This window comes from Pedomonas sp. V897 (genome assembly GCF_051304405.1).
GTDB lineage: Bacteria > Pseudomonadota > Alphaproteobacteria > Sphingomonadales > Sphingomonadaceae > Pedomonas.
Map to the genome: position 1 here is coordinate 994,014 of NZ_JBPPGG010000001.1, position 12,164 is coordinate 1,006,177.

Genomic DNA, 12,164 nt, shown 5'->3' on the forward strand with positions numbered 1-12,164 from the left:
TAATCGCCCGTAAAGGCACCTTGCAGCGCCGAAACAGACCTGCCCGCTACCTCCCTAGCCAAAATAGGCAAAAACCTCTATACGAGCGTTTAAACCCCCGTAGCGTCGATTTGCCAGATCGGAAAAAGGCGCGGCCGTTCAATAACCAGTTTCAGGAAGAAATATTTTCAGGATGCAGGGGGATCTTGATCCCCCTGCGACCCCCGAGTGATCTTTCGGGCCGCACTTGGCCGTTCTGGCGCGCCCGCTGGAGAAAAGGCGCGGCCCGAAACGAAAGGGAGGTGCAGGAGGGTCCGCGACCCTCCTGCGAAAAAACAAAAAACAAGACGCTCCTGAAAACCCCTTACGCCCGCTCGCCCTGGAGGAGCCTTGGCAGCTTGCCGGTGGCGCCCATGGCCTCGCGCATGAAGAAGCCCTTGAGCGGCGGGATGCGGTTGACGAGGCCGATGCCGAAGCGCCGGGCGAAGGTGACGGTTTTCAGGTCGTTGGAGAACAGGCGCACCAGGCCGTCCATCACCGCGGCGGAGGAGACGTTGTCCGGCCGCCGCCACTGCTGGTAGCGGCGGAGCACGTCGGGCGAGCCGATGTCGAGGCCGATGCGGGCGGATTCCACCAACACCTGGGTGAAGGCGGCCACGTCGCGCAGGCCCATGTTGAGGCCCTGTCCCGCGATGGGGTGGATGCCGTGGGCGGAGTCGCCGATGAGGGCGAAGCGGTCGTCGATGTAGCGCTCCGCATGGATGAAGCCGAGCGGGTAGGACCAGCGCGGCGCGGCCAGCTCCACCTTGCCGAGGAAGTCGCCGAAGCGGCGCTGGAGTTCGGCGAGGAAGGCGCGGTCGCTGAGGCCCATGTAGGCGGGGCCGTCCTTGTCCGAGACGGTCCAGACGATGCCGCTGCGGTTGTGCTGGAGCGGCAGGATGGCGAAGGGGCCGTTGGGCAGGAAGCGCTCGTGCGCCACGTCGCCGTGGGGTTTCTCGTGGGCGACGGTGGTGACGATGCCGTGCTGGCGGTAGGACCACTGGGCGACGCGGATGCCCACCTGCTCGCGCAGGGAGGAGCGGCGCCCCTCGGCGGAGACGAGCAGCGGCGCGACCAGCCGGGTGCCGCTGGCGAGCACCGCCTCCACCCGGGCGCTGGAGCGGTTCCACGAGACCAGCCGGTCCGGCGCGTGGAGGCGGATGCCCTCGCTCTGCCGGTAGGCGGCCATGAGCCCGGCGCGCAGCAGGCGGTTCTCGAACATGTAGCCCAGCGGCTCGTCGCCGATGGCGGCGCTGTCGAACTGGAGGAAGCGGGGCGAGTCGCCGTCGGTCACCAGGATCTTGCGGATGGGCTGGGCCACGTCCGCCAGGTGCGGCCACACGCCGATGGCCTGGAACATCTTGGCCGAGGCGTTGGCGATGGCCGAGGCGCGCCCGTCGAAGCTGGCCTCGAGGGTGGCGTTGAGATCGGCGCTGTCCACCACCGCCACCTCCAGGCCATGGCTGGAGAGGGCCAGCGCCAGGGTCATGCCCACAAGGCCGCCGCCGATGATGATCGCGTCGACCGAAATCGCCCTGTTCTCGTCCGCCATGAACCTGTCCCTCGCTGTTGCTCCGGCACCCTTGTATGCCGCCTTATGCCCCCGGACGGTAGGAATTTCCATGATCGAGACCAATGCGCCGCGAACAGGCCGGGCACGGCGGGGTGCCCGGCTTGTTCGGGCTCCGGCAAACGGTTTATCGTGAGCCGGACCGCGCCGACTTGACGGTGGCGGGGGCTTCCGGCTCATAAGCGGTCCAAGGACAAGGTGCGATTCCGGCAGTACCGGCGCAAACTCTCGGCTAAGGCAGGACAAGGTATCAAAGCAGTGGCACGTGCGCGCTTCCCCAAGTTGCCCGGCTCCCTCAGCGAACGCATGGGCGCGATCGGCGAACCGGTCCTGCGCCTGGGCGGCGGACTGGGGCTGAGCCTGATCGGCCTGTGCCTGCTGACGGCGCTGCTGAGCTACGACCCGGCGGATCCGTCGCTCAACCACGCCACCGCCGCCGCCCCCAACAACTGGCTGGGCCGGCCGGGCGCGACGCTGGCGGATCTGGCCTATCAGGTGTTCGGCCTCGGCATCTGGTTCGTGGTGCTGCCGGTGCTGTGCTGGGCCTTCCGCGCCCTGCGCCGCCTGCCGACGCGCAACCTGCGCCGCTCGGTGATCTTCGCCTTCTGCGGCGCGATCGTGCTCAGCCTCGCCTGCGGCTGGGTGCCGGCCTGGCCCTCCTGGCCGGTGGACGCGGGCGTGGGCGGCGTGGTCGGCTTCCTCGGCGTCCGGGGCGTCACTGCCCTTGCCGAACAGTGGGGCTGGCAGCCGCTGGGCTGGGTGTTCTGCGTACCGCTGCTGCTGATCGGCCTTGTGCTGTTCGTCTTCAGCCTGGGGCTGGAGAGCAGCGACTGGGAGCGGCTCAAGGCCCTGTTCCAGCGGCCCGAGCGCTACGTGCCGCCCTATGAGCGGGAGGAGGAGGAGCCCCGGCCCCAGAGCATCCGCCGCGAGCCCAAGCTCATGGCACCCGACGCGCCCGCCCCGGCGATGGAGGAGGAGGAGGACGCCAGGCCCCGCCTGCGCGACCGCATCCTGCCGCCCAAGAAGAAGGAGCCGGCCGCCGCCCCCAAGACGCAGAGCCGCCAGGGCGACCTCAAGCTGGGCGACAAGTACGATCCGCCCTCGCTCGACCTGCTGGCGCCGGTGGTGAAATCGGACAACAAGGGCTTCGACCGGGCGGCGCTGGAGCAGAACGCCCGCCTGCTGGAATCCGTGCTCGAGGACTACGGCGTCAAGGGCCAGATCATCCAGGTGCGCCCGGGCCCGGTGGTCACCATGTACGAACTGGAGCCCGCGCCGGGCATCAAGTCGTCCCGCGTCATCGGCCTCGCCGACGACATCGCCCGCTCCATGAGCGCCATCTCGGCCCGCGTGGCGGTGGTGCCGGGACGCAATGTCATCGGCATCGAGCTGCCCAACGCCAAGCGCGACACCGTCTACCTGAAGGAGCTGCTGCTCTCCGACGCCTTCACCACGGACAAGAAGACCCTGCCCATGGTGCTGGGCAAGGACATCGCCGGCGACGCGGTGGTGGCGGACCTCGCCCCCATGCCGCACCTGCTGATCGCGGGCACCACCGGCTCGGGCAAGTCGGTCGGCCTCAACGCCATGATCGTCTCCCTGCTCTACCGCATGGGGCCGGACCGGCTGCGCTTCATCATGATCGACCCCAAGATGCTGGAGCTGTCCGTCTACGACGGCATCCCGCATCTGCTGGCCCCGGTCGTCACCGAGCCGAAGAAGGCCATCGCCGCCCTCAAGTGGGCCGTGCGCGAGATGGATGACCGCTACCGCAAGATGGCCAGCGTCAACGCCCGCTCGCTCGCCGGCTTCAACGAGAAGGTGATGGAGAGCAAGGCGCGCGGCCAGTCGCTGGTGCGCAAGGTCCACACCGGCTACGACCGCGAAACCGGCCAGCCCATCTACGAGGAGCAGACCTTCGACTTCGACCCGCTGCCGCTGATCGTGGTGGTGGTGGACGAGCTGGCCGACCTGATGATGGTGGCGGGCAAGGAAGTGGAAGTGCTCATCCAGCGCCTCGCCCAGAAGGCGCGCGCGGCGGGCATCCACCTCATCATGGCGACACAGCGGCCGTCGGTGGACGTCATCACCGGCGTCATCAAGGCCAACCTGCCGACCCGCATCTCCTTCGCCGTCACCTCCAAGATCGACAGCCGCACCATCCTCGGCGAGCAGGGCGCGGAGCAGCTGCTCGGCAAGGGCGACATGCTCTACATGGCGGGCGGCAAGCAGATCACCCGCGTGCACGGCCCGTTCGTCTCCGAGGAGGAGGTGGAGCGCGTCGCCGACCACTGGCGCAGCCAGGGGATGCCGGACTACGTGGAAGCTGTCACCGAGGAGCCGGACGAGAACGAGGACGTGGGCTTCGACGGCGAGGCGGGCGACGACGGCGGCGAGGGCGACATGTACCGCCGCGCCGTGCAGATCGTGGCGGAATCGCAGAAGGCCTCCACCAGCTACCTGCAACGCCAGCTGCGGATCGGCTACAACAGCGCCGCGCGCCTGATCGAACGCATGGAGAAGGAAGGCCTGGTGGGCCAGCCGGACCATGTGGGCCGCCGCGAGGTGTTCCTCGACCGCGACGGCACCCGGCTGTAGGAGGTATGTGGGATTTTTCGCAGGCGGGACCCGGTCCCTCCTGCACCTCCCTTTCGTTATCGGGACGTGCGCCTATGCAAGGGCGCGGCCCAATCAGGCAGGTTTTCATTCGGCCGCGTTTCCAGCGCACGCCTGAAACGCGGCCCGAAAAACGGACAGGGGGTGCAGGGGGATTACAGATCCCCCTGCTTGTCTCTTTTCCCCCTGCTTGTCTCTTTTTTTGCGCGCTTCCGCGCACCCTCGCTTTGTCTCTTGAAAGATGACATTAGAAATCAAACGGTTCAGCCGGAGTTCAGGCGAAACCGGCCACCTGAAGGTGAGATTTGGAGATTGTACGATGCGTTTTCTGACCGCCCTGATGCTCAGTCTCGCCGTGCCCGCCGCGGGCGCAGGGGTGATGGCAGGCCCGGCCGTGGCGCAGCAGTCTGCTTCCTCGGCCCTGACCCAGGTTGAAACCCACCTGCGCGAGGTGAAGAGCCTCCAGGCGGACTTTACCCAGACCGCCGACACCGGCGCCGTGGCCACAGGGCAGATGATCCTCGCCAAGCCGGGCAAAGTGCGGTTCGACTTCGGCAAGGACTCGCCGCTGCTCATCGTCTCCAACGGCAGCGTGCTGTCGATGGTGGACTACGAGGTGGCGCAGGTCACCCGCTGGCCGGTGAAGGAGACGCCGCTCGCCCTGCTGCTGGACGACAAGGTGTCGCTGGCCGGGCGGGCGCGGGTGCTCCCCGCCGACGAGACACCCCAGGGCTTCATCGCCGTGGAGGGCCGCGACCCCAAGCATCCCGAATACGGCACCATCACCCTGTTCTTCCAGAAGACGCCCAAGGGACCGGCCGGCCTCATGCTGATGGGCTGGCGCGTGCTGGATGGACAAGGGCGCACAACCATGGTTCAATTGTCCAATCAAAAATTGAACGAGGCGGTCTCCGACAGCGCCTTCCGCTTCAAGGATCCGCGCGGCCTGCGCACCGCCAGACCAGGCCGCCTTCGCTGAGCGACAAACCGTGCAGGAATGTCGCCTAGCTGCGTTGACCCGCGACATTCCTGCATCCTGCCGCGGTTGAAATGGGAAGGGGCCAATCCTATTTCTGATGAGGCAGCGGCACTCTTGTCGTCGGGATTTGCCCCCCTGTTGCCCGACCACTGTCGCTGCTTGCGTGACGAGCGCAGTCTGGACCCCGCCTCCTGCCCCCGAGGCGGGGTCCTTCGCGTTTGCGGACCCCCGGCACTGAACTCCGGCATAGAACCCCGGCATTGAACCCCGGCACTGATGCTCCTCTGAAGGACGGATTTGGCGTGTCTGCACGCATCTTCCGTTGCAGGGACGGCGTATGCGCGTAAAGCTTGTCCCGAGAGACCGTGTAGCTTAGTACAACCGCCAATGTCTGTTACTCTTCGCATCGCTTCCTGGAACATCAATTCCGTCCGCGCGCGTCTGGACCTGGTGGCCCGCTTCCTGAAGGAATATGCGCCCGACGTGCTGTGCCTTCAGGAAATCAAGGCCGCCAACGGCGACTTCCCCGCCGCCTTCTTCGCCGAGCATGGCTATACCCACATGCAGTTGCGCGGCCAGCGCATGCATCATGGCGTTGCCATCCTCTCGCGCGTGGAACTGACAGAGGCGGACAGCCACGACTGGCAGGGCAACGACGAGGCCCGCCACGTGGGCGCGACGCTCCCCGGCGGCATCCGGCTGGAGAATGTCTACATCCCGGCGGGCGGGGACATCCCCGACGCCAGGCTCAACCCCAAGTTCGGGCAGAAGCTGGACTACTACGACCGCATGACCCGCTGGTCGGAAAAGCTCCGGCGGCCTACCATCCTGCTTGGCGATTTCAACATCGCCCCGCTACCCTGTGACGTGTGGAACCACAAGCACATGCTCAAGGTGGTCAGCCACACGCCGGTGGAGGTGGAGAAGATGGAACAGCTTCGGCAGAGCCACGGCTGGGTGGACCTGGGACGGGTCGCCATTCCCGCACCGGAGCGGCAGTTCACCTGGTGGAGCTACCGCGCCAAGGACTGGCAGGTGACTGATCGCGGCCTGCGACTCGACCACATCTGGCTCTCGCCCGAGCTGGCCGGAACCCATATCGACTATCAGGTGCTGGAAGATGTCCGTGGCTGGGACAAGCCCTCGGACCACGCACCGATCATCGCGAGCTTCAACTGGTGACGGCGGACGCCCTCCTGGCGGTCGACCGGGCGGTCGACGAGCTGCGGCGGGGCCGCCCCGTCGTGGTGACGGACGGCACGACGCGCCTCGCCGCCATGGCGCTGGACCTTGCCACCGACGACACCGTCGCCGCCTTCGAGGCCCGCGCCGGGGGCACCGCCCATCTGCTCATCAGCGGCCGCCGCGCGCAGGTGCTCAAGATCACCGGTGATGCCCGCGCCGCCGGCCATCAGGTGGTGATGATCGAGCGCGAGCCCCGCGCCGACCTCGGCTTTTTGCTCAGCGTCGCCGACCCGGTGGAGGATCTGGCCGCGCCGCTCAAGGGGCCGTTCCGCCCGCTGGCGATGGGCGCGCACGAAACCGCCGGGCAGGCCGCCATCGAGCTGGCCAAGGCCGCCCGCCTGCTGCCCGCCTGTCTCGTCGTCCTCAACCCGGCGGCGCAGCCGGACTGGATCGAGGTCACCGCCCCGTCCGTACTGGGCTATGCGGAGGCCCGCGCCGCCCGCCTCAGGATCGTGGCGCAGGCCCGCGTGCCGCTGGAGGACGCGGAGAACGCCCGCATCGTCGCCTTCCGCGCCGACGATGGCGCGCTCGAACATCTGGCCATCGTCATCGGCGAGCCGTGCCGGCACGAGCCGGTGCTGACGCGCCTCCACTCCGAATGCTTCACCGGCGACCTGCTCGCCTCCCTCAAGTGCGACTGCGGCCCCCAGCTGCGCGGCGCGCTCAAGGCGATCTCGGAGCACGGCGCGGGCGTGCTGCTCTATCTGGCGCAGGAGGGGCGGGGCATCGGCCTCATCAACAAGCTGCGCGCCTACGCGCTTCAGGATCAGGGCTTCGACACGGTGGACGCCAACCACCGCCTCGGCTTCGAGACGGACGAGCGCGCCTTCTGGCCCGCCGCGCGCATGCTCACCCTCCTGGGCTTCACCGCCGTGCGGCTGATGACCAACAACCCGCAGAAGGTGGCGGGGCTTGAAGCCTGCGGCATCCGGGTGGCGGAGCGGGTGCCGCACAAGTTCCCCTCCAACCCGCACAACGCGGGCTACCTGCGCACCAAGCAGCAGCGCACCGGGCACCTGCTGTAACGGCGCCTGTCGCGCCGCGCGGCCGCCAACCCGGCAACTCCTGTCGGCCGCCCGCCGCCCGCACAGGGCAAACTCTGCCGGGCCGGCCCTGCCTCCGGCCCGCCACTACCGGCCAACCCCTTGAAATCGCGGAATTCCGCCAACTGGCACGGAGCTTGCTGGTCATCTGCCCGAGGAGACTGCCATGCCTGCCACCCGCGTTGACCTGCTGATGCCCCACATGCGCCAGGGCCCGGCGTCCACCATCCGGGTCGAGGCCGACGCACACCGCAACAACACGTCGCTGTTCGGCGAGCTGGTGGATACGGTCAATCCGCTCCAGCATGTGCCGGTCGTCTCGCAGGCGTACCGGGCAGTCACCAAGGACAAGATCTCCGACGGCGCCAAATTCGCGGGCCACGTGGGGCTGGGCGCGGCCGTCGCCGGGCCCGTGGGCGCGGCGGTGGGCGTCGGCGTCTATCTCATCGAGGGCCTGTTCGGCGCGCTGTTCGGCGGATCGAAGGGCAAGAAGGGCGGCGAGGATCTGGTGCAGGCGGGGAACGTCAAATCCGGCCCCACCGCCTTCAACGGCGATCAGGCGATCCATGCGGGCAAGACCCGCCCGGGCCTGCACCCCGCCGCAACACAATCGCCGAAGGGCGCGCAAGCCCCAAAGGACGCGCAAGCCCCCGTGGCAACCGGAGCGGCCAGCAGCCCGGCCCGGCCTGTCGCGCTGCCGGGCTCCGCGCCCGTCGAAATGAGCTCCGACCAGTTCGCCGCGCTCATGACCGCCTTTGGCGCCTCCGCGCCCGCGGCGATGCCCGCCCCGGCGCGCGGCAGCGAGGAGCGCCAGAACGAACGCCCGAACGAACGCCGGGCCGAGCGCCTGAACGAGCGCCTGCCCGAGCGCCCGCACCCGGTCGCGACTGCCCCTGCGCCTGCCATGGGCGACGCGGATTTCGCCGCCCGCATGGCCGCCAACCTGGACAAGCTGGACGCCCTCAAGCGCAGCCAGCAGCAGGGTCAGTAACGCCCGGCCGCGCCGCGCCTGTGGCCATGAGGGCGGGCCCGCGATAACATCGCCCACCCTCGCCGCTGGAGAAAGGCATCCGCCCGGACATGGTTGACCGACTGATTGTGGAAACCGCAGCCGGCGTGCTGCACTGGGGCAAGCAATCCACCCCCTGCGCCATCGGCAAGGGCGGGGCAAAACCGGCGGCGGACAAGCGGGAAGGGGACGGCGCAACCCCGCTTGGCACCTATCCGCTGCGCTGGGTCTACTACCGCCCCGACCGGGTGCCGCCGCCGGCCACCGATCTTCCCATCCGCGGCCTCTGCCGCCGCGACGGCTGGTGCGACGACCCGGCCCACCCGGCCTACAACCGGCCCATCCTGCTGCCGTGCGACGCCAGCGCCGAGTCCCTGTGGCGCGAGGACGGGCTCTACGACCTCATCGTCGTGCTCGGCCACAACGACGCGCCCGCCACGCCCGGCCTCGGCAGCGCCATCTACCTCCACTGCTGCAAATACGACGACACAGGCGCCATGAAGCCCACCCTCGGCTGCATCGCCGTGCCCCGCGCCACGCTCGCCGAAATCCTGAAAACCTGCACACCCCAGACGGTGATCGAGATCCGGGAGTAGGTTTTTGCAGGGGTCTTTTTTTTTGCAGAGGGTCTCGGACCCTCTGCACTCCCTGCCTTTATCGGCCGCGTGATCCGTGCGCGCTTTCGTGAGGCGCGGCCTGATGATCCCTTGAAGACACAGGGCCGCGACGGTCATCACCGGCACGGCCCTGAAAACGAACGGGGTGCAGGGGTCCGGGACCCCTGCAACAAACCCTCAAAAAATCCCTGTAAATCCAACCCGTCAGCGCGCGCCGAACAGGGCGGTGCCGATGCGGACTTCGGTTGCGCCGAGGGTAATTGCTGTCTCGAAATCGCCGGACATGCCCATGGAAAGGCGGGGCAGGCCGTGGCGCCGGGCGAGCTTGGCGAGCAGGGCGAAGTAGGGGGCGGGTTCCTTGTCGACCGGCGGCACGCACATCAGGCCGACCACCGGCAGGTTCAGCGCCCGGGTCTCCTCCAGCAGCGCGGGCAGGGCATCGAGGGCGACGCCGCCCTTCTGGTCCTCCTGCCCGATGTTCACCTGCACGTAGCAGGCGGGCCGCCTGCCGGTCTTCTCCATCGCCCGGGCGAGCGCCTGCGCCAGCGAGGAGCGGTCCAGGCTGTGGATGACGTCGAACAGCGTGACCGCATCGACCGCCTTGTTGGACTGGAGCTGGCCGACCAGGTGCAGCTCCACATCCGGGTATTTCTCCCGCAGCGCGGGCCACTTGGCCTGCGCCTCCTGCACCCGGTTCTCGCCGAACAGGCGCTGACCGGCCGCCAGCAGCGGCTCGATGGCCTCGGGCCCGAACGTCTTGGAGACGGCGATGAGGCGCGTCTCCTCCGGCTTGCGGTCGGCGAGGCGCGCGGCCTTCGCCATCCGGTCGCGGATGTCGGCAAGCCGCCGGGCGGCATCCTGAAGAAGCGTGTCTGTGGTATCCATGGCCTTGCGGTGTATAGAGGGAGAATCGCGAGCCGCCAATGACTTCCAGATCCCGCATCCTTCCCCGACGATGGTTCTTCACCGACAGCCGGTTGGGCGATGCGGTGCGGGAGGCAATCGCGCGGCTGCCAAAGGATGTGGGGGTGATCGTGCGGGTTCCAAGCCTGACGCGGGACCGGGACCTGGCGCGGCGCCTCGTTGCCGCCTGCCGCAGGCGCGGACTCGTCGTCCTGCTCGCCGGGCCGCCGGCCCTCGCGCTCCGGCTGGGGGCGGACGGCGCGCACCTGCCCGAGCGGGAGGCGCGCCGGGGCAGCGGCCGCCGCCCGAAGGCGGGGTTCCGCCTCACCGCCGCCGCCCATTCCCGCGCCGCGCTTGTCCGCGCCGGGCGGCTGGGGGTGGACGGGGCGTTTCTCTCCCCCGTGTTCCCCACCCGCAGCCACCCGGGCGCGCGCACGCTGGGGCCCTGCCGCTTCGGCCTGCTGACGCGGGGCTTGAGACCCGCGCTGCCGGTGCTGGCGCTGGGGGGCATGGACGCCCGCGCCGCCCGGCGCCTTGCCCCGCTGCGGCCTTACGGCTGGGGCGCGATCGACGCCTGGGTGAGGGGCTGAGCGCCCCCGGTCCTTCACGGACGCGCTGCCCGGACGCCGCGCACGCGAAAACAGCGGGGAAACCACCGTCTCCCCGCCGCTTCATAGTCCGTAAGGCTGAAACCTGGCGCCTGGGTTCGATCCGACCGGGCCGGATCAGAACTTCAGGTTGGTGCCGACGTAGACCGAGCCGCTGGCCTGATCGCCTTCGCCGATGCGCAGCTCTTCGCGCGGCGAGACAACCTGATACTTGATGCCGCCGGTCAGGCTGAGGCGCGGCGTCAGCAGGTAGGCACCGCCCAGCTCCACGCTGTAGCTCTTGTCCACGCCCAGCGCGGTAGCGGATTTGTCGTCGCTGTAGCGCTCGCCGGCGACCTGGAGGGTCGTCTTCCAGTCCTTGCCCCGGTAGGACAGGCCCAGATCCATGCCCCGGCTGCCGTTCAGGTGCGCATCCTCCACCCGGGTGTAGCCAGCCTCCACCGAGAAGCCGCGATACGCCACCGACAGGCCGACGTTGTAGCCGGACACGTCGATGCCCGCCGCTGCCTTTTCCGCTTCCTGATCGGTGATGTTGAGGGTGCGGGTGGTCACGCCGACGCTGAGCGCCTTGCGATCGTTGGCCTTGCCGGACGGCGTGAACAGGAACGTGCGCTCCGCCGATTTGGCCTTGCCATTGGCGCGCAGCGGCGCCACCACGGAACGGGCGGATTGCTTGGTTTCCAGAAGCGACGGCGTCAACGCCCCCGGGCTCTTGGGATCGAGCGTGGTGACGGAGCCCATGTCGCGGAAATACAGGTAACCGGAGTCGGAATCGGCATTCTGCCGCGCCGTGTCCTGACGCGCGGACTCGGCAGCCGCAGCCGAAGTGGCCGCCACTGCGAGAGCCAACGTCAATACTCGTGCGAACGCCGTCATTGTCCTCTGGTCCAATTTTTTTCCAGATATGACTACAGAAACTCTTGTTTTCCAGCAATTCTTCCGTCAGCCCGGACATTCCCTGGCGGAATGGGACGAAACTGTGGCGACGAATCCACAAACCTTATCCATTCAGGGGCGTGACGGGCCTTGGCCCGGCCCGGTACGCGTGTCTATAAGAGAGCAAGTCTCGCGGGGACAGGGTTCCCGAGTCGAATGAGGAAAACTATGACACTGCTCGTGCGGATAGGCTTGGGTTTGGGTGCAGCGCTCGGTCTGGCTGCCTGCGGCGGCGGCAACCACCCGGCGCCCGCGAAGTTGCCGCCCGCGAAGGTGACGACGCTCAGCATCAACACCTACCTGTGGCGCGCGGCGCTGGACGTGCTGTCGTTCATGCCCACAACCCAGGTGGATGCGGACAGCGGCGTCATTCTCACCGACTGGCAAGTCAACCCCAAGGCTCCCACCGAACGTTTCCGCGTCTCCGCCTATGTGCTGGACCGCGACCTGCGCGCCGACGCCGTGAAGGTGGCGGTGCATCGCCAGGTGCAGCAGAACGGCGCCTGGGTGGATGCCCCGGTTCAGGCCGGCACCGTCCAGAAGCTGGAAGACGCCATTCTCACCCGCGCCCGCCAGATCCGGCAGGGCACGGTTGGCTCGTCGAAGTAACCGTACAGAAC

At 68.3% G+C, this 12,164-nt stretch carries 11 protein-coding genes; 8 read left to right on the forward strand and 3 right to left on the reverse strand.

Going from position 1 to position 12,164, the window contains the following annotated elements:
* Positions 1-343: 343 nt before the first annotated feature.
* Complete coding sequence (locus ACSJJU_RS04740) at positions 344-1,570, reverse strand: UbiH/UbiF/VisC/COQ6 family ubiquinone biosynthesis hydroxylase (RefSeq protein ID WP_435914058.1); 1,227 nt, start codon at positions 1,568-1,570, stop codon at positions 344-346.
* Positions 1,571-1,894: 324 nt separating this feature from the next.
* Between ACSJJU_RS04740 and ACSJJU_RS04745 the strand changes: the two genes are divergently transcribed.
* From ACSJJU_RS04745 to ACSJJU_RS04770, 6 genes are all read left to right on the forward strand, one after another.
* On the forward strand, positions 1,895-4,186 hold the full coding sequence (locus ACSJJU_RS04745; RefSeq protein ID WP_435914380.1) for a DNA translocase FtsK 4TM domain-containing protein: 2,292 nt from the start codon (positions 1,895-1,897) through the stop codon (positions 4,184-4,186).
* Positions 4,187-4,523: 337 nt separating this feature from the next.
* The gene (locus ACSJJU_RS04750) at positions 4,524-5,183 is read left to right on the forward strand and encodes a LolA family protein (protein ID WP_435914060.1); all 660 of its coding nucleotides are present in this window, start codon (positions 4,524-4,526) and stop codon (positions 5,181-5,183) included.
* Positions 5,184-5,570: 387 nt separating this feature from the next.
* A complete protein-coding gene (locus ACSJJU_RS04755) occupies positions 5,571-6,365 on the forward strand; it encodes an exodeoxyribonuclease III (protein WP_435914061.1) in 795 nt (264 codons plus the stop codon).
* Complete coding sequence (gene ribA, locus ACSJJU_RS04760; protein WP_435914062.1) at positions 6,362-7,453, forward strand: GTP cyclohydrolase II; 1,092 nt, start codon at positions 6,362-6,364, stop codon at positions 7,451-7,453. Before ACSJJU_RS04755 ends, ribA begins: the two co-directional genes overlap by 4 nt.
* Before the next feature lie 184 nt (positions 7,454-7,637).
* Positions 7,638-8,462 (forward strand): hypothetical protein, encoded by an 825-nt coding sequence (locus ACSJJU_RS04765; RefSeq protein WP_435914063.1) that lies wholly within the window; start codon positions 7,638-7,640, stop codon positions 8,460-8,462.
* Between the two features lie 89 nt (positions 8,463-8,551).
* A complete protein-coding gene (locus tag ACSJJU_RS04770; RefSeq protein ID WP_435914065.1) occupies positions 8,552-9,076 on the forward strand; it encodes a L,D-transpeptidase family protein in 525 nt (174 codons plus the stop codon).
* A 225-nt stretch (positions 9,077-9,301) separates the two neighbouring features.
* On the opposite strand, the gene ACSJJU_RS04775 is transcribed toward ACSJJU_RS04770, so the two are convergent.
* Positions 9,302-9,982: a YggS family pyridoxal phosphate-dependent enzyme gene (locus tag ACSJJU_RS04775; RefSeq protein ID WP_435914066.1), complete on the reverse strand. Its 681-nt coding sequence runs from the start codon at positions 9,980-9,982 to the stop codon at positions 9,302-9,304.
* 38 nt (positions 9,983-10,020) lie between these two features.
* Here ACSJJU_RS04775 and ACSJJU_RS04780 point away from each other — a divergent pair, with 38 nt between their 5' ends.
* Positions 10,021-10,590 carry a thiamine phosphate synthase gene (locus ACSJJU_RS04780; RefSeq protein WP_435914067.1) on the forward strand — a complete coding sequence of 190 codons (570 nt, stop codon included), beginning with the start codon at positions 10,021-10,023 and terminating at the stop codon, positions 10,588-10,590.
* Between the two features lie 135 nt (positions 10,591-10,725).
* Here ACSJJU_RS04780 and ACSJJU_RS04785 read toward each other — a convergent pair whose 3' ends face one another.
* A complete protein-coding gene (locus ACSJJU_RS04785; RefSeq protein ID WP_435914068.1) occupies positions 10,726-11,457 on the reverse strand; it encodes a porin in 732 nt (243 codons plus the stop codon).
* 255 nt (positions 11,458-11,712) lie between these two features.
* Here ACSJJU_RS04785 and ACSJJU_RS04790 point away from each other — a divergent pair, with 255 nt between their 5' ends.
* Positions 11,713-12,153, forward strand: coding sequence for a DUF3576 domain-containing protein (locus ACSJJU_RS04790; RefSeq protein WP_435914069.1), 441 nt, complete (start codon positions 11,713-11,715; stop codon positions 12,151-12,153).
* Positions 12,154-12,164 lie beyond the last annotated feature (11 nt).

Excerpts from the sequence above, each read along its gene's own strand:
- ACSJJU_RS04740 (WP_435914058.1), bottom strand. The coding sequence starts at position 1,570 with ATGGCGGACGAGAACAGGGCGATTTCGGTCGACGCGATCATCATCGGC.
- ACSJJU_RS04745 (WP_435914380.1), top strand. The coding sequence starts at position 1,895 with ATGGGCGCGATCGGCGAACCGGTCCTGCGCCTGGGCGGCGGACTGGGG.
- ACSJJU_RS04750 (WP_435914060.1), top strand. The coding sequence starts at position 4,524 with ATGCGTTTTCTGACCGCCCTGATGCTCAGTCTCGCCGTGCCCGCCGCG.
- ACSJJU_RS04755 (WP_435914061.1), top strand. The coding sequence starts at position 5,571 with ATGTCTGTTACTCTTCGCATCGCTTCCTGGAACATCAATTCCGTCCGC.
- ACSJJU_RS04765 (WP_435914063.1), top strand. The coding sequence starts at position 7,638 with ATGCCTGCCACCCGCGTTGACCTGCTGATGCCCCACATGCGCCAGGGC.
- ACSJJU_RS04770 (WP_435914065.1), top strand. The coding sequence starts at position 8,552 with ATGGTTGACCGACTGATTGTGGAAACCGCAGCCGGCGTGCTGCACTGG.
- ACSJJU_RS04775 (WP_435914066.1), bottom strand. The coding sequence starts at position 9,982 with ATGGATACCACAGACACGCTTCTTCAGGATGCCGCCCGGCGGCTTGCC.
- ACSJJU_RS04780 (WP_435914067.1), top strand. The coding sequence starts at position 10,021 with ATGACTTCCAGATCCCGCATCCTTCCCCGACGATGGTTCTTCACCGAC.
- ACSJJU_RS04790 (WP_435914069.1), top strand. The coding sequence starts at position 11,713 with ATGACACTGCTCGTGCGGATAGGCTTGGGTTTGGGTGCAGCGCTCGGT.